The 20,465-nt window shown below is 73.1% G+C and carries 14 protein-coding genes and 2 pseudogenes; 4 read left to right on the plus strand and 12 right to left on the minus strand.

Annotated elements, in window-relative coordinates; all coding sequences use genetic code 11:
- Positions 1–37: 37 nt before the first annotated feature.
- The 3 genes from C7M71_RS03570 to C7M71_RS03580 all read right to left on the minus strand — a co-directional run bounded on the left by C7M71_RS03570 (position 38) and on the right by C7M71_RS03580 (position 3,879).
- On the minus strand, positions 38–835 hold the full coding sequence (locus C7M71_RS03570) for an acyltransferase (protein WP_111492497.1): 798 nt from the start codon (positions 833–835) through the stop codon (positions 38–40).
- Positions 836–906: 71 nt separating this feature from the next.
- Entirely contained in the window at positions 907–1,680 is a 774-nt protein-coding gene (locus tag C7M71_RS03575) for an enoyl-CoA hydratase family protein (protein WP_111492498.1), read from the minus strand.
- Between the two features lie 303 nt (positions 1,681–1,983).
- Positions 1,984–3,879 (minus strand): ricin-type beta-trefoil lectin domain protein, encoded by a 1,896-nt coding sequence (locus C7M71_RS03580; protein ID WP_111492499.1) that lies wholly within the window; start codon positions 3,877–3,879, stop codon positions 1,984–1,986.
- A gap of 191 nt (positions 3,880–4,070) precedes the next feature.
- On the opposite strand from C7M71_RS03580, the gene C7M71_RS03585 reads away from it, so the two are divergent.
- The gene (locus tag C7M71_RS03585) at positions 4,071–5,312 is read left to right on the plus strand and encodes an ROK family protein (protein WP_111492500.1); all 1,242 of its coding nucleotides are present in this window, start codon (positions 4,071–4,073) and stop codon (positions 5,310–5,312) included.
- A 66-nt stretch (positions 5,313–5,378) separates the two neighbouring features.
- On the opposite strand, the gene C7M71_RS03590 is transcribed toward C7M71_RS03585, so the two are convergent.
- Together C7M71_RS03590 and C7M71_RS03595 are read right to left on the minus strand one after the other, a co-directional pair.
- Positions 5,379–6,872, minus strand: a complete 1,494-nt coding sequence (locus C7M71_RS03590) for a glycoside hydrolase family 6 protein (RefSeq protein WP_229758517.1) — start codon at positions 6,870–6,872, stop codon at positions 5,379–5,381.
- Between the two features lie 429 nt (positions 6,873–7,301).
- Positions 7,302–8,159, minus strand: a complete 858-nt coding sequence (locus C7M71_RS03595; RefSeq protein WP_229758518.1) for a methyltransferase domain-containing protein — start codon at positions 8,157–8,159, stop codon at positions 7,302–7,304.
- Between the two features lie 512 nt (positions 8,160–8,671).
- Here C7M71_RS03595 and C7M71_RS31385 point away from each other — a divergent pair.
- Positions 8,672–9,648, plus strand: a pseudogene (locus C7M71_RS31385) (tyrosine-type recombinase/integrase).
- A 236-nt stretch (positions 9,649–9,884) separates the two neighbouring features.
- Here C7M71_RS31385 and C7M71_RS03605 read toward each other — a convergent pair.
- Both C7M71_RS03605 and C7M71_RS03610 read right to left on the minus strand, forming a co-directional pair.
- Positions 9,885–10,964, minus strand: a complete 1,080-nt coding sequence (locus C7M71_RS03605) for a MerR family transcriptional regulator (protein ID WP_111492501.1) — start codon at positions 10,962–10,964, stop codon at positions 9,885–9,887.
- Between the two features lie 169 nt (positions 10,965–11,133).
- Positions 11,134–11,625: pseudogene (locus C7M71_RS03610) on the minus strand (Tn3 family transposase); the annotation flags it as partial.
- A 111-nt stretch (positions 11,626–11,736) separates the two neighbouring features.
- Here C7M71_RS03610 and C7M71_RS03615 point away from each other — a divergent pair.
- Positions 11,737–12,501 carry a transposase family protein gene (locus tag C7M71_RS03615; RefSeq protein WP_114914160.1) on the plus strand — a complete coding sequence of 255 codons (765 nt, stop codon included), beginning with the start codon at positions 11,737–11,739 and terminating at the stop codon, positions 12,499–12,501.
- Positions 12,502–12,826: 325 nt separating this feature from the next.
- Here the strand turns inward: C7M71_RS03615 and C7M71_RS03620 are convergent, their stop codons facing one another.
- From C7M71_RS03620 to C7M71_RS03635, 4 genes are all read right to left on the minus strand, one after another.
- Complete coding sequence (locus C7M71_RS03620) at positions 12,827–14,020, minus strand: geranylgeranyl reductase family protein (RefSeq protein ID WP_229758519.1); 1,194 nt, start codon at positions 14,018–14,020, stop codon at positions 12,827–12,829.
- A gap of 188 nt (positions 14,021–14,208) precedes the next feature.
- On the minus strand, positions 14,209–15,144 hold the full coding sequence (locus C7M71_RS03625; RefSeq protein ID WP_111492240.1) for a DUF4184 family protein: 936 nt from the start codon (positions 15,142–15,144) through the stop codon (positions 14,209–14,211).
- A 46-nt stretch (positions 15,145–15,190) separates the two neighbouring features.
- Entirely contained in the window at positions 15,191–16,258 is a 1,068-nt protein-coding gene (locus tag C7M71_RS03630) for an NUDIX domain-containing protein (protein ID WP_111492239.1), read from the minus strand.
- A 229-nt stretch (positions 16,259–16,487) separates the two neighbouring features.
- Positions 16,488–17,528, minus strand: coding sequence for an ROK family protein (locus C7M71_RS03635; protein ID WP_111492238.1), 1,041 nt, complete (start codon positions 17,526–17,528; stop codon positions 16,488–16,490).
- 318 nt (positions 17,529–17,846) lie between these two features.
- Between C7M71_RS03635 and C7M71_RS03640 the strand changes: the two genes are divergently transcribed.
- Complete coding sequence (locus C7M71_RS03640) at positions 17,847–18,833, plus strand: LacI family DNA-binding transcriptional regulator (protein ID WP_111492244.1); 987 nt, start codon at positions 17,847–17,849, stop codon at positions 18,831–18,833.
- A gap of 139 nt (positions 18,834–18,972) precedes the next feature.
- Here C7M71_RS03640 and C7M71_RS03645 read toward each other — a convergent pair whose 3' ends face one another.
- Positions 18,973–20,379 (minus strand): acyl-CoA synthetase, encoded by a 1,407-nt coding sequence (locus tag C7M71_RS03645; protein ID WP_111492237.1) that lies wholly within the window; start codon positions 20,377–20,379, stop codon positions 18,973–18,975.
- Between the last annotated feature and the right edge of the window lie 86 nt (positions 20,380–20,465).

A 20,465-nucleotide genomic window follows, 5' to 3' on the forward strand; every position in this document is an offset into this window, starting at 1 on the left:
ACCGCCCTGGGAACCAGTCCGTCAGATCAGTCCAGAGTCACGAAGCGGCGGACGGGTCGGCCGCCCCCGCGCCCGGGCCGCCGTCCACCGGCCCGGGCAGGTGCAGATCCCAGCCGACCAGGGCCCGCAACTGCTCCGCCGTGACACCGTCCGGCACCGGCCGGGGCGCCGCCGTACGGATCGGCGGCTCCCAGCCGGCCTCCGGCGTCCAGCGGCGGACCACCTTGGCCGGAGCCCCCGCGACCACGCTGTGGTCGGGCACCTCGCCCCGGACCACGGCGCCCGCCGCCACCACCACATTGCGGCCGAGCCGGGCGCCCGGCAGGATCACCGCGCCGGTGCCGATCCAGCTGCCGGAGCCGATCTCCACCGGCTCGTTGCGCGGCCACTGCTTGCCGATCGGCAGCCCCGGGTCCCGGTACTCGTGGCCCTGGTCGGTGATGTACACCCCGGGGCCGGTCCAGACGTCGTCACCGAGCACGATCGACTGGTGGCCCACGATGTGGCTCTCCCGGCCGATCACACAGCCGCCGCCGATCCGCACGATCGGCTCGGGCCCCAGGTCGAGGCCGGGCAGAAAGCCCGCCGACAGGGTGACCTGCTCGCCCACGATGCAGAACGGCCCCAGGTGGATCCACCGCTCGTTGAAGACGGTGCCCAGCGGGAACGCCAGCCGGGTACCGTCCCCCAGGCTTCCGAAGCGGTACGGCCCCGGGCTCTCCGGCGACACCGCCCCGCGTTCCTGCACCCAGCGCCAGCCGCGGTGCACCAGTCGGCCGACGGCGCGTCGGCGGCGGGCCCGGGCAGCGGAGAGCAGCGAGTGCGGGAAGGGCATGCGCCCACGGTAGCCGCCGCCGGGCGGCCATGATCGGGGACGGGAGCAACGTCACACCCCCGCCCGAGGGGTCAGCGTGCCCAGGAGGGCGGGCGGCGCTCCAGGAAGGCGGACATGCCCTCCCTGGCCTCCTCGCTGCCGAAGAGCAGCGCGGACTGGGCGACCCGGTCCTCCCCGTCCTGGTCGAAGGAGCGCAGCAGATCGGTGGCAACCAGCCGCTTGGACTCGGCCAGGCCCTGCGGGGACGCCTGCCGCAGCGCGGCCAGGATGGGCTCCAGGGCGGCGCCGGTGTCCTCGGCGGCGAGGGTGAGCAGGCCCATCCGGACGGCCTCGGCGGCGTCGAAGGTCTCGCCGGTGAGGTAGTAGCGGGAGGCGGCGCGCGAGTCCAGCCGGGGCCGCAGCGGCACCGAGATCACGGACGGGGCCAGGCCGAGCCGTACCTCGGTGAAGGCGAAGGTGGCCGCCGGTCCGGCGACGGCGATGTCGCAGACGCCGAGCAGGCCCAGCCCGCCCGCCCGGACATGCCCGTCGGCGCGGGCGACGACCGGCTTGGGGCACTCCACCACGGCGCGCAGCAGCTCCAGCAGCCGTCGCGGGCCTGTGGTGAAATCGCCGGAGGCGGCCTCGGAGAGGTCGGCGCCGGCGCAGAAGACCTTGCCGGTGTGGGTGAGCACCACGGCGCGGACGGCCGGGTCCTCGGCCGCCTCGGCGAGCCCCTGCCCCAGTTCGGCCATCAGCCGGGTGGAGAGGGCGTTGCGGTTGTGCGGGGAGTCCAGGGTGAGGGTGGCGACCGCGTCCTCGACCGTGTAGCGGACGAGGGGGGCGGGGGTGGTGGGGTCGGTCATCGCGAGGGGCCTTCTTCCGGGTCGGCTCCGTTGCCGGCGTGCGTCGGGGTCTCGGTCGCGGTGGCGCGGGCACCGTCGGGCTCCCGCTCGTGCGGCCGGCGACTGAGGGTCCCGCCGGTCGCCGACACGGGGACGGGGCCGGCCACGTAGTCGATCACCTGCTTGAGGCGTGAGGTTACTCCCCGGCCCTCCCCCGCCCGGCGGAGGGCCCGGTCGACCTTCCTCTGCCGACCCGGCGAGGCCCCGGCGGCCGGCTCACTGCCTGCCACCGGGGCCCGTTCGACCAGTCAGCCGGTCAGCCGGTCAGCCGGTGGGGACGGTCCACTTCTGGTTGGCGGCGCCGGTGCAGGTCCAGATCTGGAGCGGGGTGCTGTTGGCGGAGGTGTTGCCGGTGACGTCGAGGCACTTGTTGGCCTTGGGGTTCACCAGGTCACGCCCGGAGGTGTAGCTCCACTGCTGGGCGGTGGTGCCGTTGCAGTCGTACAGCTGCACCTTGGCGCCGTCGGCGGTGGAGCCGGAGGCCACGTCCAGGCACTTGCCGAGCGCGCGGACCGTCCCGTCGGCGGCCATGGTCCACTGCTGCGCCGTGGTGCCGTTGCAGTCGTAGAGCTGGACCTGGGTGCCATTGGCGCTGCTGGCGGCGGCGACGTCCGCGCACTTGCCGCCCAGTCCGGTGATCGCACCGGTGGGCGCACCGCCGCCGGACTGGCCGCCGTTCCAGGTGAAGGTGGCGGAGGTCCTGGCGGGCAGGGTGTAGGCGAAGGACTGGCCGCCCCAGTTGACCCGCAGGGTCTGGGTGGAACCGGAGTCGTTCCAGGCCACCAGGGCCTTGGAGCCGTCCGGGTTGAGCCAGGCGACATTGGGGACGGTGCCGCTGGCGGTGGAGGCGATCCGGTACGCGCCGGGCTGCACGAACTTGGTGAGGTGCCCCATGGTGTAGTACTCGACCGTGTAGTCCACCTGCCCGCTGCGGCTGTCGCCGTTGTGGACCGTGACCAGGCCGGTGCAGGTGCCGCAGCCGCCGTAGTGCGGGCCCATGTTCTGGTCGACGGCCAGGCTCCACTTGGTCACCGACTTCCCCCAGTTGCGGGTGTAGTCGATGATGTTGCGCATGTCCTCCCGCTGCTGGTCGGCGATCCAGGTGCCACCGGAGTGCTCGGTGTCGAAGGCGTCCACCGACGGGTACTGGTTGTGCACGGTGGTCTGCTGGCTGACGTCGCCGCCGTAGCCGTGCCAGGCGATACCGCCGAAGAGCGAGTCATTGCGGATGGCCGCGTCGTCGACGACCGGGGCGCCGTACCCGGACCACAGGTCCCAGTTCCAGTCCAGAGCCAGGACCTTGGTGGGGAGCCCGGCGCCGTGCAGCGCGGGCAGCAGATTGGTCTTGGTGAAGTAGTTGAGGCCGGAGCCGTTCCAGCTCATGGAGGGGTAGCCGGAGCAGCAGGTGGGCTCGTTCTGCACGGTCACATAGTTCACCGGCACGCCCTGGGCCTGGTACGCCTGGAGGTACTTGACGAAGTACTGGGCGTAGGCGCCGTAGTCCTCGGCCTTGAGCCAGCCGCCGTTGAGGCTGCCGCTGTCCTTCATCCAGGCCGGGGCGGTCCACGGGCTGGCCATCACGGTGAGCCCGGGGTTGAGCTGCCGGGCCTGCTTGGTGAGGGGCAGCACGTCGGCGAGGTCGTGGGCGATGGAGAAGCTGTTCAGGTTGGGGTCGCTCTGCCCGGCGGGGACGTCGTCGTAGGTGTAGCCGGTGCGGGCGAGGTCGGAGGCGCCCATGGGGTTGCGGAGGAAGGAGAGCCCGATGCCGGTGCCGGGGTCGAAGAGCTTCTTCATCACATCGGTGCGGGTGGCGGCGGAGAGGGCGCCGCTGGAGTTCAGCAGCCAGGCGGCGGTGTCGGTGAAGGAGGCGCCGCCGCCGGTGAACTGCTGGTACCGGGTGTTCTGGTCGACGGTGACATTGACGCCCGAGCCGCCGGTGCCGGCCGCGAAGGCGACCGGGGACTGCTGCTGGAGGCCCCGGGTCACATGGCGGCCTGCGGCGTCGTCGGTGGTGGTCAGCCAGACGTTGACGGTCTCGTTGGCGGCGTGCGCCGGGGCGGCGGTCAGCAGTCCGGCCGTGGCGAGCAGCCCGGTGAGGGCCGCGGCGACCGGGCCGCGCCAGGGCGGCCGGCGGTGGCCGGCCGTACGGGTGGAGGGCATGGGTGGGTCCGCCTCTCGGTGGTTCGACGGGTGGGCAGCTGGTGAGGGGTTGTCCGAAAGCGACGCCGCACCCCGCTTCCGACTTATTTCAGGGCGTGATTCAACTCATGCGGTTAAGCTGCGTCAAGGGTTTCGACAGGAGTAATTCCGTGGACATGACAGGGTCAGCAGAAAGACGAGGGAGAGAGCAGATGCCGGAGCGAACCCTGCAGACGGTCCGCGACCTGCGCCGGTCCAACCGGTCGCTGCTGCTCCGGCGGCTCTACTTCGGAGGACCGCTCAGCCGCCAGGACCTGATCCACACCACCAGCCTCAGCGCCGCCTCGGTGAGCAATGTGGTCGCCGACCTGGTCGACGACGGGCTGGTGGTGGAGGCGGGCGCCCTGGAGTCCGAGGGCGGCCGGCCCCGCATCCTGCTGCGGGTCAACTCCTCGGCGCTGCATGTGGTGGGCGTGGACGTGGGCGAGACCCGGGTGCGGGTCGAGCTCTTCGACCTCGACCTGGAGCGGCAGGCCGGGACCGACCTGCCGCTGGACGCGGGCGGCTTCACCGCGCCCGAGGTGGTCACCCGCATCCGGGCCGGGCTGGAGGCGGTGACCGGGGCCGCCGCTCCGGACGGACCGGCGCTGCTGGGCATCGGCATCGGTGTCCCCGGCGTGGTGCAGCACTCCCCCGACGCCGTGGTGCACGGGCAGACCAACGGGTGGGACGGGGTGCCGCTGGAGCGGCTGCTGCACGAGTTCACCGACCTGCCGATCTTCATCGACAACGGCGCGGTGACCATGGGCCAGGCCGAGATGTGGTTCGGCGCCGGGCGCGGCACGCGGAACACCGTGGTCACGCTGATCGGCTCGGGTGTCGGCGCCTCGGTGGTCACCGCGGGGTCCCCGTACCGGGGATCGACCAGCAGCGCCGGGGAGTGGGGGCACACCACCGTACGGGTGGACGGCCGCCGCTGCCGCTGCGGGTCGCGCGGGTGCCTGGAGGCGTACATCGGCGCCGAGTCGGTGATCGCCCGCTTTCTGGAGATCGCCGACGACCCCGCCGTACGGGACGCGGCGGACGAGGAGTCGGCGCTGGCCGCGCTGCTGGCCCGGACCGACTCGGCCGCCGCCCGCGAGGTGCTGGACGACACGGCGGTGCACATCGGCGCCGGGGTCGCCAACCTGATCAACCTCTTCAACCCCGAGCGGATCGTGATCGGCGGCTGGGCGGGCCTGATGCTGGGCAGCGCGCTGCTGCCGCGCATCCGGGAGACGGCCCGCGAGTACGCGCTGCACCACCCGTTCTCGCAGACCCGGATCACCCTCGGCGACCTCGGCCCCGACGCGGTCACCCGGGGCGCGGCCACCCTGCCGGTCGCCCGGTTCCTCGCCGCCGGCGGCACCCGCAGCCGCGCCGGGGCGCAGGCCGCACCGGCCTCCGGGCACTGAGACGGAAAAGGTGCCGCCGACCGGCCCGGACTCCGGTCGGCGGCACGCCGAGGGGCGATCAGTGCGTCAGAAGAGGCTGCACGTCGCGCCGTTGAGGGTGAAGGCGGTCGGGGTGGCATTGGACGAGTTGTAGGTGCCCTGGAACCCGAAGGCGGTGGAGGCACCTGCGGGGAGGCTGCCGTTGTAGCCAAGGTCGGTGGCGGTCACCGAGGCACCGGACTGGGTGACCTTGGCGTTCCAGGCGCTGGTGATCTTCTGGTCGCCGGGGTAGGTCCACTTCAGCGTCCAGCCGTTGACCGCAGCGCTGCCCGTGTTCTTCACCGTGACGTCGACGGTGAAGCCGCCGCTCCAGGAGTTGGGCTTGTAGGAGACGGAGCACGCGGCGTTGCCGGGCGGAGTGGTCGGCGGCGTCGTGGGCGGGGTCGTCGGCGGAGTGGTCGGGGGTGTGGTCGGCGGCGTCGTGGGCGGAGTGGTCGGGGGGTTGGTCGGCGGGGTGGTCGGCTGGGACGGCGGGTCCGCCGCATTGGCGGCCAGCGCGTACGCCACATCGGGCAGGAAGGTGCCGGCGGAGCCCGCGCAGCCGTCCGACTCACCCGGGGGCTTCACCCAGAGGAAGGCGTCGATCGCCGCGTCCCCGGTGGCGGCGGTCGGGTAGTTGCCGATCTTGCGCCCGGACGGGTCGCACCAGGCGCCGCCGCCCGCAGGACCGTTGCCGTTCCGGCTGGTGTCCACCACGGCGTGCAGGTTGGACGGGTTGCCCAGCGCGGAGAGGATCGCCTTGTCGTAACTCACCTCGCTGGAGGTGGTGTTGAAGTTGGAGACATTGGTGTAGAAGCCGTCGGAGTTGGTCAGCACCCCTGCGTTGCGCAGCCGTGCGGCCTGCTCCGAGGCGCTGTTCCAGGTGGAGTGGCCGCCGTCCAGATAGACCTTGGCGTTCGGGGCGGCGGAGTGGATGGCGGCGCCGGCCCGGGAGAGCGAGGCGAAGCGGTCGGACTGCTCCTGCGCGGAGAGGCAGGTGGTGAGCGCGATCGAGTCCGGCTCCAGCAGGACGATCGACTGCCCCTTGCCGAGCCCGGCCGCGAAGTTGCGTACCCAGGTGTCGTACGCGGACAGGTTGGGGGCGCCTCCGGCAGAGGCGCCGCCGCAATCCCGGTTGGGGATCGCGTACGCCACCAGCACCGGCACCTGACCGGCAGCGGCGGCAGCCGAGGTGACCCGGCTGACGTCGGAGGTGACGGTGTCCGGGCGGTAGGACGAGAACCAGATGCCCTGCGCCTGGCTGGCGATCCGCTTGGAGATCACCGGCTGCCGGGAGTCGCCGGGGTTGGCGGCGGCCCACTTGACGACCTGCGAAGTCGGGTCCTTGTAGAACTGGGTGCCGCTGGGCAGGCTGCCCTGCACCGCAGCGTCGGCACTGGTCTGGGTGGACAGCAGCATGGCGCCGGCTGCGGCGCCGGCGGCCAGCGCGAGTGCGGCCGTGCGGCCGCGGCGTGCTCTGCGGACCGGGGGCGGTCCGCTGGGCGCCGCGGCGGCGAGCCGGTCGCTGGTGGGGGTGGTCACAGGGGTCCTCCGCGCTCTCGGGGTGGGAGAGATCCAGGGGCGGCATCACCGGAAATCGTGGGAGCGCTCCCGCGATGCCGGGGCTGAGCGTAGCCTGGCATGTCGCGTTCATGTAATCCCTAGGAGGGGCTGAATATCCGCCTTCATGGGAGCGCTCCCGCATACACCGCCCGTTTTCTCATGACATGACCCCCAAGCACGCAAAGCCCGGGCACGCGGGCCAGGCCCGCCCCGGAGCACCGGGCACGCGGGAGGACCAGGCACGGCGGAGGCTCGGTGGCGGTCAGCCCAGCCGGCCCGGCCGCACCAGCCCCGACTCGTACGTCACGGTGCCTGAGTACGGGTGCGCCGTCCGGCTGAACAGCGCGGAGCTTCCGATCCTCGGTGCCCCGGCCACCGGTCACCGGGACAGCGGACGGCCGGGGCGGTCTACTCGGCCGCGAAGGAAGGGACGGGGCGTGAGGGGTCGGCCAGCCACGGCCGGTGTGCGCCCTCCGGGGTCACGGTGAGCCCGAAGGAATCCACCTGCGGGGAGCCCAGCCCTCGCCACCACTCCAGCGCCCGGGACACCTCGTCCCACAGCCTGCGCGGGCCAGACTGGTGGACCGTGGCCTTGGCCTCTCCCGCCCGGAAGACGACCGACGCCCACGAGCGCGAACCCTCGGCCATGTCGAAGAACCAGAGCGTTGACTCACCCCTGTCGGTGTTCAGCACATGGGCGCAGTCCGGCACGCACAGCCCCATCACGAACTTCGCGCCGTGGAACCGCCGACCCTCGCCCAGGTCCGCCAGGGTCACCGACACAGCCTCCTCTGCTGCGTCCCCGGGGTAGGTCCCGACGTGGCTGCCGAAGCGCCGCCAGTCCAGCCGGGCGGACAGCAGTCCGGCGTTCCAACCGGTTCCGGTGCCGACTTCGAGCACGTGGGCATCCGGGAACACGTCAAGGTCGGCCAGCATGCGGCTGACGACGGACGGCATGCTCGCCGAGCTTGTCGGCACCCGTCCCGGGGCGGGGCCGGTGTGGTGCCCGTCGTCCCACTGGATCGTGACCGGGACGTTGGCGTACGCCTCCCGCTCCCATCCCGCCAGGTCCGCGCTGCGGTCCACTGAGCGGCTGGCCCCGGTGTCCATGTCGTAGGGCCACATGAGGTCAGGCAGGAAGGCAGCGCGCGGGGCCGCATCGAACGCAGCGGCCCAATCGCCGGTCAGCGCACCGGAGTCGAGGAGGAACCGCACCAGCTCCTCGCGGGGGCTGACGCGGTCCACCTGATCATGTTCCGTGGTCACTTGCGGTGCTCTCCGTCTCCTTCGGGCGAGCCGCCATCCGGCGACGGCGGGTCGGTCGGAGGAGTCCACGGCTGACCCGGAAGGTTGTCGCCGCCCTCGCCGGGCTTGTGCTTGTCCACGGTGCACCTCCGATGGATTGACGGTGTCCGACCTCGCATTCGCGGCGGCCGTCCACGTTGGTCTGCCAGCTGTGGTCCATGACCAAAAGGTAGGCGCATCGGCGGACACCGCCTACCCGGTTTCGCGTTCTCGCAAAAAGTCGTCCCGGATAGCACCGACCATGCTTCGCATGCCGCCGCCGGTAAGACTCCGGATCTGAGGAACATCCATGTCGGATCGTGCGCTAATCCCTCGTTGCCCCTGGTGGGCGGCTGACGGAGCATCGGTAGCGAACGCGATCTGAAGTCTTCCTACAGATAACACCCCAATATCTGCGGTAGCTTGATCCGTCACCTGCGGTGACGTTCTCCGGCCGCTACGTGAAGCGGCCCTGTTATCTGCGGCAAGGGGAAATGGTGCCCACCGTCGTACAGCTGCCAACAGGAAAGGCGCTGACCGTCCGGGCGGCGGCCGACGTCTTCCTCGACTCGCTCGGCAATCCGAACACGGTCCGGAACTATGGGATCGGGGTGGGCAAGACCGCCGAGCGGCTCGGCGAGGGCCGGCCGCTGGCGTTGGTCGCGAACGACGAGATCGGCGAAGCCCTCGAACTGCTCTGGGGCACCTCCGCGGTGAACACCTGGAACACGCGTCCGACATCGGTGCTGTCCTGGCTCGGCTGGTGCGGTGAACGCGGCTACGAGGGGCCGGCGGTCCCGGCATGGGCGAAGCGGCTGGCGGTGCCGGACTCTCAGACCCCGGCCCGCTCGAAGATGGCTGTTGACCGGCTGGTCTCCCGCCGGGAGGTGTACCTGCGGGAGAAGACGCTGTGCGGATGCTCTACGAGACCGCAGGGCGGGCGGAGGAGATCCTGGGCGTCAACATCGAGGACCTGGACTTCGCTGGTCGCCGCTGCTCGGTCAAGGCGAAGGGTGCGCGGACCAAGTCCCGCCGCCGGGGCGAGGCTCGCGAGGACTTCGTACTGGAGACGGTCTACTGGGACGCTGGCACTGCCCGGCTCCTACCCCGCCTACTCAAGGGACGTACGAGGGGGCCGGTGTTCGTCACCCACCGCAAGCCCGGCCCGGGAAAGGTCGTCAGCCCGCGCGACGCGTGCCCGGACACCGGCCTCGCCCGACTGTCCTACGGGCAGGCCCGTGCCCTGCTGGACCAGCACACCGCCGTACGCGGGCCCGGTAGCGGGTGGGACCTGTACGAGTACCGCCACTCCTCTCTGACCCACCTGAGCGAGGCCGGGGCGAACCTGCTGATGCTGATGGCCAAGTCCCGGCACAAGAAGCCGGAGAACGTGCGCCGCTACTTCAAGCCCTCTCCGGAGGCGATCTCCGAGCTCACAAGTCTGCTCGCGCCGGGCGACGCCCGCCGCTGAGCGGTTCCGACGGGTCCCGGTTTCTGTACGGGTTGGCCGGGCGACTTCCTATCCCCGTAGCCAGGCGAGTATGCGCGGGCGGATCGGCCGACGCGTGTCGGCTGTGGGGATCCGCAGAACTGGGTGGGTTTTCGCGGCTTGCCGCGCGAGTCGGTCCCGGGCGGCTGCGTCGATCAGTTCCTGGTGTCGGAACCGGGCCAGGGCGATGAGCGTGTCGACCTGCATGGCGCCCGCCCCTACTGCTGGAGCTCCAGCACGTCGGCGACCACGCAGCTGACGTTGTCGGGACCGCCGGCACGGTTGGCCAGGGTGATGAGCTCGCGCACCGCCTGCTCGGGATCGGCGACGGCGGAGAGGACCTGGTGCAGGTCCTCGGTCGCGACGACCGCGGACAGGCCGTCCGAGCACAGCAGGTAGCGGTCTCCAGGCCGGGCATCGTGCAGGCGAATGTCGGCGGCGGCATCGGAGGCCTCGACCAGAGCCCGCATCAGGAGCGAGCGCTGCGGGTGGGAGGTGGCCTCGTCCGCGGTGATGCGGCCCTCGTCGACCATCGACTGCACCAGCGTGTGGTCGTGGGTGATCTGGAAGAGCTCGCCGTTGCGCAGGAGGTAGGCCCGGGAGTCGCCGATGTGGACCAGGGCCAGCTGGGATCCGGTCCAGAGCATCGCGGTCAGGGTCGTGCCCGCCTCCTGCGGGGCGGGGCCGCTGGAGGCGACACCACGCACGGCCTGCTGGGCCTGCTCGATCGCGTCACCCAGGACGTTGAGAAGGTCTCCCGCCGGGATGCTGTCGCCCTCCAGGCGCTTGAGCACCTCGACGGCGGCCGCGCTGACGGGGGCGCCGGCCGGGCCGAAGCCGTCGGCCACCGCGAGCAGCCGGGATCCGGCGTAGGCGGTGTCCTGGTTGCTGTCGCGCACCAGGCCGGTGTCCGACAGTGCGGCGTAGCGCAGGTGCAGGGGGTTGGTGGTCGATGACATGACGGGGTCCTTCCAGGTCAGGTGGTCGATGAGGAAGGTGGCCAGGTCCCGGCGCGCGGTGGTGTCGGCTTCGATCCGGGCCCAGAACGCGCGGACCTCCTGCGCGGCTGCGGCTGCGTCGAGTTCGCCTACCTCGCGGATGCGGGCCAGGGGCATGCCGAGCCTGCGAAGCCAGGCCACCAGCTGGGCGCGCTCCAGTTGCCCGGGGGCGTAGAAGCGGTAGCCGTTCGCCGGGTCGACGCGGGCCGGGGTCAGCAGTCCGAGCTCGTCGTACAGGCGCAGTGCCTTCGGCGACAGCCGGGACGCCTTCGAGAATGCCCCGATGGTCAGCAGCTCCATGCCCGTTCCTCCTCGTGCCGGGCACCTCGCCCGGCCTCACTGATGCTGGGGCTTCCCCCCAGGTGAAGGTCAACCAGTGCTCCTCGCTCGGCTCCGCACCGCAGACCGCCTGTATGACGATCCGCAGGTGGGAGCCGGTTGCTACGGCGCTCTGCGGGTGGTCTGCGTCAGCGTCCGGGTCGCGCAGCGGTCGTAGGCCCCCGGGCAGGTCGGGGAGCTGGAAGGAGCACCGGCCCAGCATGTTGATGTGCTGCCGGACAAACGGTGAGAGGCGGGCCAGGTCCTCGTCTCGGACGTCGAAGCCGTCCGCGCGGAGCTGGTTCACCGCGGCATCCATGTATCGGGTATTGAAGAGTACGACGGCGTTGAGCACGAGTCCGAGCGCGCCGATCTGGTCTTCCATGCCGTCCTGGTAGCGCTGGTAGAGCTGCCCGGCCTTGCCGTGGAAGATCTTCCGGGCGAGCGCGTGGCGCCCCTCCTGGAGGTTGGCCTGCACCTTGATCTTCCGCCGGTAGGTCGGCTCGTCCGCCAGACGCAGGATGTGCAGAGTCTTGGCGATCCGCCCGTAGTGCGCGATCGCGTCGCCCAGCGGGGTGGGCCGGCCCTCGCGCGACAGCATCCGGATCACGTCGTAGGCCCGCACCACGCCGGTGTGGATGGAGCCGGTGATCGCCACCTCCGTGCGAGGCAAGACCGTTGTGGTGACAACGCGACGAAGCTCCTGGTAGATGGGTTGTCAACCAAGATCAACCTTCTCCGCCAGGAGCTTCGTGTGCTTGTCTACCCGTCCGGGCTGGATCTGTCCACTTCCGCGCTGCGGCTGCTGGGAAGGGAACTGGCCGCCCGACGCCGCCGGATCGGGACCCGGTGGCGGCGGCTGACCTGCGGCCGGCAGGCGCTGATGGGCCTGGCCCACCTGCGCTGCGGCCACACCTTCACGCAACTCGCTGCCGGGTTCGGCGTCGGACTGGCCACCGCCCACCGCTACGTCACCGAGGCCGTCGAGGTCCTGGCCGAGCTCGCGCCCACCCTGGAGGAGGCGGTAGCCGTCGCCGCGACCAAGGCGTTCGTGATCCTGGACGGCACCCTGCCGCCCATCGACCGCGTCGCCGCCGACCGGCCCTCCTACTCCGGCAAGCACAAGCGCCACGGCATGAACGTCCAGGTCCTCACCGACGCCTTCGGGAAGGTGATCTGGGTGTCACCGGCCCTGCCCGGCGCGGTACACGACATCAAGGCTGCCCGCACCCACGGCATCCTCGACGCGCTCAACACCGCGAGCATCCCGTGCTGGGCGGACAAGGCCTACCAGGGCGCAGGCCCGGCCGTTCGCGTCCCCTACCGAGGCCGGTGGGACAAGCTTTTCTCAGGTCAGAAGGCCGTCAACCGCGCTCACGCGAAGATCCGCGCGGTCGGCGAGCAGGCCATGGCCACCCTCAAGACCTGGCGCCTCCTGCGCAAGCTTCGCTGCAGCACCACCCGCATCACCAACATCGTCAAGGCCGTCCTGGCCCTGCAGCTCGCCACATCAGCGTGAGATTGGAAAGCCCTCACTGGCGGATTCATCGAACGCCCAGGGGTCGTCCACTTTGAAGCCCTGGGCGATCACATCCGTTCCGTCCGTACCCCATACGGTCGGGCACGGGCCGGACTCACAGTTACTCGCCCACTTGGTCAGCCTCATGGGCTCCCCTTCCCTCGTGTTGCGTTCGATGCTGTCGGCCCGTCAACCGGCGCGCAAGAGGAATCAGTTGCAACAATGCGAAATCGGGAAAGCACGCATCGCGACTACCCACGTGGTCCGGAGGACCTCGGCGACGGCGGTGACGGCCACCGACCGCCGCCCGCCCCCGGCCCGTGGCTCAGCGGGTGGCGACGGCCATCAGCCGCTGCACGCCGCGGTACTGGCGCAGTGCCTCGGCGAAGGTGGTTGCGCCCTGGGTGACCTGGACGAAGGCCCGCCAGATCGGCGGCACCGTGGTCACCCCGGCGTGGAACACGGCGGGGCGCCGCTCGAACGCCGCCAGCAGCTGCTTGCCGGCCCGCATCTCCACGCCCAGCCCGGCCTTGATGGCGAAGGCGTAGTTGAGGGCCTGCCGCCGCACATCGACGCCGTCGGCCGCCTCGGCGACCCGTACCGCCCACTCACCGGCCAACCGGCCGGAGCGCAGCGCGTAGGAGATGCCCTCCCGGGTCCATGGCTCCAGCAGCCCGGCCGCGTCGCCCGCCACCAGCACGCGGCCCCGGGAGAGCGGTGAGTCCTCGGCGCGGCAGCGCGTCAGATGCCCGGACTCCACGGCCGGGCGGAACCCGGCCAGGCCCAGCCGCCCGATGTAGTCGGACAGGTACTGCTTGGTCCGCTCGCCCTGGCCTCGGGCGGCGATCACCCCGACGGTCAGCGAGCGGGACGCGGTCTTGGGGAAGACCCAGCCGTACGAGCCGGGCATCGGCCCCCAGTCGAGGTGGATGCGGCCCGCCCAGAACCGGGCGACCTCCTCGGGGACCGGGATCTCGGCCTCCAGGCCCAGGTCGATCTGGTCGAAGGAGACCCCGACATGGCGGCCGATGCGGCCCGCGCTGCCGTCGGCGCCCACCACGGCGCGGGCCAGCAGGGTCCGCCCGTCGCCGGTGGCGAGCGCGACGGTACGGCGGTCGGGCACCCGGTCCCCGTGCTGCTCCACCCCCGTCACCGCGACGCCGGTCTCCAGCGCGGCACCGGCCTGCTGTGCGGCCTTGACCAGGCCGTGGTCGAACTCGTCGCGGTTGACCAGGCCGAACATCATCCGCCGGGAGCGGCGGGTGCGCTCCCAGCGGCCGTCCAGGGAGAAGGTGACGGCGTGCACCCGGTCCTGGAGCGGCAGCGCAAAGCCCGGCGGCAGCGCGTCGCGGGACGGGCCGATGATCCCTCCCCCGCAGGTCTTGTAGCGGGGGTGCTCGACCTTGTCGAGCAGCAGCACCTTGCGTCCCGCCATGGCGGCCGCGTACGCAGCAGAAGATCCGGCCGGCCCAGCGCCGACCACCACGACGTCCCAGACGTCCTCGGAGTTGTCCGTCACGTTGCGCCATCCTATGCGGCGCGAGCGACCTGACGATCACCCGGCACCTGCGCGGCCGGTGGGATCGCCGGTCGGAACCCCGCTCTGCCGCCGCCGCACCCCGGCGCACAACGGCGTCCCCCTGCTTGGGCCGTCCGGGGGGCCGCCGCTGCGGATGCGGTGCCGTCCGCGCAGCGGGCCGGGGCGGGTCAGTCCTGGCGGGCGCTGCGGATGCGTGCCGCCGCCGCGTACAGCAGCAGACCTGCGGCGAGGCCGGTTCCGGCGCCGAAGCAGGCGGTGGGGACCAGGTCGGCGACGGAGTCGGTGGTGCCGTGCAGCGAGGTCCAGCGGGCCACTCGGTGGACGGCGCCCGCGATGCCCGCCGCTGTGACGAAGGCGGCCGTCCCGGCCCGCGCCCGGCCCGACAGCCGCGGCCGGCGGCGCTGACGGATGGCCGGACGGGCGGCCACGGCCACTCCGCCGGTGCCGGGCACGGCGGCAGGGGCGGGCTCCGGCTCCGGATCGGGTCCGGCCCCCGGTCCGGCCTCGGCCTCGGTCTCGGTCTCGGTCTCGGTCGAAGCAGCCTCCGAAGCGGCGGCCCTGCGCGTCGTACGGACCGCGTAGACGGCGAGCCAGACCAGCGCCACCGCCGAACTGCCGTACTGGAGCAGGTGGAAAAGCGGCTCCCCGGAGACCGTCCGGTTGAGCACCGGGAGCAGCCGCACCCCGGCCCGGTCGTGGTGGGTGAAGGCGTCCCAGCCCACATGGGTGGCGGCGCCGACCGCCGCCGAGAGGACGAACCAGCCCGCGTCCGCCGGGCGGAGGCCGCGCCGCCGAGGCGCCGTCAGGGTGTGGACGGCCGCCGCCCAGCGGTCGGGCAGCAGGGCGGTCAGCGGCTCGCGCAGCAGCCCGTGCCAGGCCGCCACCAGCGCGCCGGCGATGGCCACGTCCACGGTGGGGATCGCCCAGAGGCTGTGGGTGACCGTGCCGTACTCGAAGGTCCCTCGGATCAGCGAGTCGGCGAAGTACGGCACATCGGGCGCCATGGACCCGGCGACCAGCGCGGACGCGACCAGCGGGCCACGGGCGCGGCCACGCCGCAGCAAGGGCAGGACGGCGGCCGGGTGGCTGAAGGTGAACGGCATTGCGCCATCCTGCCGGACCCTCCGGGCGGCGGCGAACGGGACCGGTTCAGCCGTCGACCACGGCCTCTGCGGCGCCCTCCCCCACCGGGACTCCGGCCTCCAGGGCGAGCACCTCGCCCAGTTCGCGGGCGCGGAGCGCCGCCGCCAGCCGCCGCGCCTTGCCGGGGGCCAGCAGCTGCTCCGCCTCCCGCAGGGTGACGAACCGCCAGGAGCGCAGTTCCTCGGCGGGCAGCCGCAGCCGCGCCTGCCCGGCGGCGTCGAGCCGGCCGCCGTCGTAGACCAGCCGCATGCCGCCGCGTCTGGGCCCGGTGTGGGGTTCCCAGTCGACCACCAGCAGCCGCAGCGTGCGGCGGTCCAGCCCGATGGAAAGCTCCTCGGCGGCCTCCCGCACCCCCGCCAGGGTGGGGGCCTCGCCGCGTTCCACCACTCCGCCGGGGAACTCCCAGCCCGGTTTGTAGACCGGGTCGACCAGCAGGACCCGGTCCTGCTCGTCGAAGAGCAGCACGGCGGCGGCGACGGTGTCGGCGGCGGGGAGCGGAGTCTGCACGATGGGACGGTGGGCGGTGCCCTGCCGGACCAGGGCGGCGATGCGCTCGGCGACGGCGCGCGGGGTGAGCGCGGTGGTGTCGATGACGGCGGCGTCGGCGGTGAGCCAGGGCAGCGCCGCCCGGTAGTGCGGCAGGTGGTCCAGGGACCAGCGGCCGGCCTTCTCGCCGTGGTCGGGGTGTCCGGGGTCCGCCGCGCGGGCTGCGATGCGTGCCCGGAGGATCGTTTCCCCGGCGTGCAGCAGCACATGGTGGACCGGGATGCGGCGGGCGGCGAGCGCGCCGAAGATCTCGTCCCGGTACTCCTGCCGCAGCAGCGTCATCGGGACCACCAGCGGTCCCTCCACCTCCGCCAGCAGCGCCGCCGCCACCTCGGGCACCAGCAGCCGCCACGACGGCAGGTCCTGGAAGTCGGAGACGCCCGCCAGACGGCGCTCCGGCAGCATCCTGGTCAGCCCCGACCCGACCAGTTCCGGGTCGTACAGCACACTGCCCGGCAGCAGTGCGGTGAGTTCCCGGCAGGCGCTGGTCTTGCCCGCGCCGAAGGCCCCATTGACCCAGACGATCACACAGCCCCCTGCTGTAGGCCCACCCGGCCCTCGGGCCCGCCCTGCGGGTGGCCCTGCCGGCTCCTCAGTCGACCGTGCCCGCAGGGGGCGGCCGGCGGTTCCAGGTACTCGGGAGCGGCAGTTGCACGCCGTCCCCTGTATTCCTACCCGCGCGCCCCCGCCCTCCACGCCTGCGCCGGCGCCCGAACTGACGGCAAGCCCGGGGCACCGGCCGTACGCCGGTCCCCGCTCAGTCGCGCGCCTCCCGGCCGCGCAGCCCCAGCGCCTCGATCGCGGCGGCAGCCGCGCCCACCAGGCCCGCGTCGGTGCCCAGTTGGGCGGCCCGCACCTCCAGGCCCCGGACGAAGGGCAGCGTCGCATACTGCGCCAGCCGCTCCCGCAGCGGCCCGAAGAGGACCTCGCCGGCCTGCGCGACCCCGCCGCCGATCACCGCCACATCGATCTCCACCAGCGTCGCGGTCGCCGCGATCCCGGCGGCCAGCGCCTGCGCTGCGCGGTCGTACGCGGCCAGCGCCACCGGGTCACCGGCCCGCGCGGAGACGGCGACGGCGGCAGCCGAGGAGTCGTCACCGGCGGGCTGCCAGCCGTCCCGCAGAGCGCGCCGGGCGATGGAGGTACCGCTGGCGATCACCTCCACGCAGCCTCGGCAGCCGCAGGGGCAGAGGTCGCCGTCGAGGTCCACGCTGATGTGGCCGATGTGACCGGCGTTGCCGGTGGGGCCGGGGTGCAGGGCGCCGCCCAGCACCAGCCCGCCGCCGACTCCGGTGGAGACGACCATGCAGAGCGCGTTGTCGTGGCCGCGCGCGGCGCCCTGCCAGTGCTCGGCGGCGGTCATCGCGACGCCGTCGCCGATCAGCAGCACCGGCAGTCCGGCTGCGGCCGGGTGGCGCCGTACCCGTTCGACCAGCGGGAAGTCGCGCCAGCCGGCGATATTGACCGGGCTGACGGTGCCGTGGACGGCGTCGACCGGTCCGGCGCTGCCGATCCCGACCCCGCGCACCCGCTGCCAGCCGGGCGCGGCCGACAACTCGTCCAGCACCTCGGTGACGGCCCGCATCACCGTCTCGCCGGACTCGCGGGCGGGGGTGGGCCGCTGGGTGCGCGCGGTGAGGGCGCCCCGGAGGTCCACCAGAGCGCCGGCGATCTTCGTACCGCCGATGTCGAGGGCGGCCACCAGGTCTGCCGTACCGCCCCCGGCCCCGCCCTCGATCACTGCGGCACCGGCCGCGCCGCGAGGGTCCGGCCCGGTCCCGGTGCGATCCGTCTGCATCCGCTCACTTCCACTTCCTCGTCCACCGGGGTCCACCGGGTGGCGTCCCGGGCCTGGCCGTTCGGCCGCAGTCGGCTTTGCTGTCGGCCACTGTCGGCCGGTGTAATGTTCCGCATCACTGACAACGTTGTCCAGTCCGTTGTCGCGTCCGTGGCGCGCGGACGGCCCGGATCCGTACCATCGACGGGCCCCGTCGCCCACCCCCGCCCCCGACGGCCGTCCAGGAGGAGCCCAGTGCCGAGACAGTCGCAGGCAGCCCCGACCGCCGCCGACGGGCCACCCGTGCCCCCGGCGCAGCGGTACGGCCACCGGCCCACCATGAAGGATGTCGCCGCGCGGGCCGGGGTGGGGCTCAAGACGGTCTCCCGGGTGGTCAACGGCGAACCCGGGGTCACCTCGGACACCGCCGAGCGGGTCCAGGCCGCGATCACCGCGCTGGGCTTCCGCCGCAACGACAGCGCCCGCATCCTGCGCAAGGGGCGCACGGCGAGCGTCGGGCTGGTGCTGGAGGACATCGCGGACCCGTTCTACTCCTCGCTGAGCCGGGCGGTGGAGGAGGTCTCCCGGCTGCACGGTTCGCTGCTCTTCACCGGGTCCAGCGACGAGGACCCGGAGCGCGAGGAGCAGTTGGCGCTGGCCTTCTGCGCCCGCCGGGTGGACGGGCTGGTGATCGTCCCCGCCGCCGGGGCGGACCACCGCTACCTGGCACCCGAGGTACGGGCCGGGATCGCCACCGTCTTCATCGACCGGCCGCCGCTGGGGCTGAACGCCGACACGGTGCTCGCCGCCAATGCGGCCGGTGCCCGCGAGGGGACCGGCCATCTGATCCGGCAGGGGCACCGCCGGATCGCCTTCCTCGGCGACTCGCCGGACATCCACACCGCCGCCGAGCGGCTGCGCGGCTACCGCGAGGCGATGGCCGAGGCGGGGCTTCCGGTGGACCCCAACTGGGTCGCCATGGGCCCGACCACACCCGACCGGGTCGGCGCCGCGCTCACCGCCGCCCTGACCGGCCCGGCCCCGGCCACGGCGCTCTTCTGCGGCAACAACCGGGTCACCGTGGCCGCCGTGCGGCGGCTGCGCTCCCTGGACCGCTCGGTGGCGCTGATCGGCTTCGACGACCTGGAGTTCGCCGACCTGCTCTCCCCCGGCCTCACCGTGGTCGCCCAGGACCCCGCCGGCATGGGCCGCGCCGCCGCCCAGCTGCTCTTCGCCCGCCTCGGCGGCTACACCGGCCCGCCCCGCCGCGTCGAACTCCCGGCCCGCCTGATCATCCGGGGCTCCGGCGAGACCCCGCCCGCCTGACGGCCCCGCGCGGGCCGCGCACCCCGTCGGGGCGGAAGGCAGCCGCCGGGGAGCAGCGGGGCCGGGCTCCCCGATCCACGCCGCAGTCGCGCGAGCGGGCCGGTGATGAGCCGAGGTCCAGGGCCCCGGGCCCGGGGTGTCAACTCTCGGTCAGCAACTGCTTCTTCAGGACCTTGCCCATGGCGTTGCGCGGCAGCTCGTCCACCAGGACCACTCGGCGGGGCCGTTTGTGGACCGAGAGCCGGTCGGCGACGAAGGCCGACAGCTGGTCGCCGGTGACCGCGCCGTCGGTGACCACATAGGCGACCACGGCCTGGCCCAGGTCGGTGTCGGGGGCGCCGACCACGGCGGCGTCCGACACGGCCGGGTGGTCGCGCAGGGCGGCCTCCACCTCGCCCGCGCCGATCTTGAACCCGCCGCTCTTGATGAGGTCCACCGAGGCGCGCCCGACGATGCGGTGGAAGCCGTCCGCGCCCACCACCGCCACGTCGCCGGTGCGGAACCAGCCGTCGTCCGTCCAGGACTGCGCATCCGCGTCGGGGCGGCCCAGGTAGCCGTCGAAGAGGGTGGCCCCGCGCACCTGGAGTTCGCCCACGCTCTCGCCGTCGTGCGGCAGGGGCGTGCCGTCCTCGCCGAGCAGCCGGGTCCGTACGCCCTCGACGGGGATGCCCACGCTGCCCGGGCGCCGCTCGCCGTCGGCCCGGGTGGAGACCGTGATCAGGGTCTCCGTCATGCCGTACCGCTCGATCGGCCGCTGCCCGGAGAGCGCCTGCAACCGCTCGAAGACCGGCACCGGCAGCGGGGCGCTGCCGGAGACCAGCAGCCGGGCACCGGCCAGGGAGCGGGCGGCGGCCTCGTCGGCGGCCACCCGCGACCAGACGGTGGGTACGCCGAAGTAGAGGGTGCCGCCCGCCGCCGCATAGGCCGCAGGGGTGGGTCGGCCGGTGTGGACCAGGCGGCTTCCGGTGCGCAGTGCGCCCAGCACGCCGAGCACCAGCCCGTGCACATGGAACAGCGGCAGGCCGTGGACCAGGGTGTCCTCGGCGGTCCAGGCCCAGGCGGCGGCCAGCGCGTCCAGGTCGGCGGCGACCGCCCGCCGCGAAACGACGGCGCCTTTGGGGGCGCCGGTGGTGCCGGAGGTGTAGAGCACCAGGGCGGTGGCGCCGGGTTCGGGCTCGGGGTGGGTGGTGGCGGAGCGGGCCGCGGGGTCGACCGGTACGGCGGGGATGGTGACGCCGTCGGGTACCTGCTCGCCCGGTCCGACGGCGAGCAGCGCGGCGCCGGAGTCGCGCAGGATGTGGTCGCGCTCCTTGGGCCCGGCGTCGGGCGGCAGCGGGACCACCGGGACTCCGGCCAGCAGTCCGCCGACCACGGCGGTCACGGTGGCGGCGGTGGGCCGGGCCAGGACGGCGACGGCGGACGCCCCGGCGAACCGGTCGGCGGCGGCGGTGGCCGCCGCCAGCAGTCGCTCCCGTGACATCGCATGGCCGTCGATCCGCAGCGCGTCCGGGGCGTCTCCGTGTCCGCCGCGCAGTGCCGTGAGCATCCGCCCGTCCCCTCCTCGGTGCCGCTGTGTCAGGTATGGCTGCTGAGCGTGGTGTACCGCCCCCGACCCTATGCCCAGGGACGCCC

It is taken from the genome of Peterkaempfera bronchialis (genome assembly GCF_003258605.2).
GTDB classification, from domain to species: Bacteria; Actinomycetota; Actinomycetes; order Streptomycetales; family Streptomycetaceae; genus Peterkaempfera; species Peterkaempfera bronchialis.

What these genes read in the sequence shown, in the direction of transcription:
- C7M71_RS03635 (WP_111492238.1), bottom strand. Translation starts at nt 17,528, where the DNA reads ATGCAGACGGATCGCACCGGGACCGGGCCGGACCCTCGCGGCGCGGCC.
- C7M71_RS03645 (WP_111492237.1), bottom strand. Translation starts at nt 20,379, where the DNA reads ATGCTCACGGCACTGCGCGGCGGACACGGAGACGCCCCGGACGCGCTG.
- C7M71_RS03575 (WP_111492498.1), bottom strand. Translation starts at nt 1,680, where the DNA reads ATGACCGACCCCACCACCCCCGCCCCCCTCGTCCGCTACACGGTCGAG.
- C7M71_RS03585 (WP_111492500.1), top strand. Translation starts at nt 4,071, where the DNA reads ATGCCGGAGCGAACCCTGCAGACGGTCCGCGACCTGCGCCGGTCCAAC.
- C7M71_RS03625 (WP_111492240.1), bottom strand. Translation starts at nt 15,144, where the DNA reads ATGCCGTTCACCTTCAGCCACCCGGCCGCCGTCCTGCCCTTGCTGCGG.
- C7M71_RS03570 (WP_111492497.1), bottom strand. Translation starts at nt 835, where the DNA reads ATGCCCTTCCCGCACTCGCTGCTCTCCGCTGCCCGGGCCCGCCGCCGA.
- C7M71_RS03580 (WP_111492499.1), bottom strand. Translation starts at nt 3,879, where the DNA reads ATGCCCTCCACCCGTACGGCCGGCCACCGCCGGCCGCCCTGGCGCGGC.
- C7M71_RS03605 (WP_111492501.1), bottom strand. Translation starts at nt 10,964, where the DNA reads ATGGAGCTGCTGACCATCGGGGCATTCTCGAAGGCGTCCCGGCTGTCG.
- C7M71_RS03640 (WP_111492244.1), top strand. Translation starts at nt 17,847, where the DNA reads ATGAAGGATGTCGCCGCGCGGGCCGGGGTGGGGCTCAAGACGGTCTCC.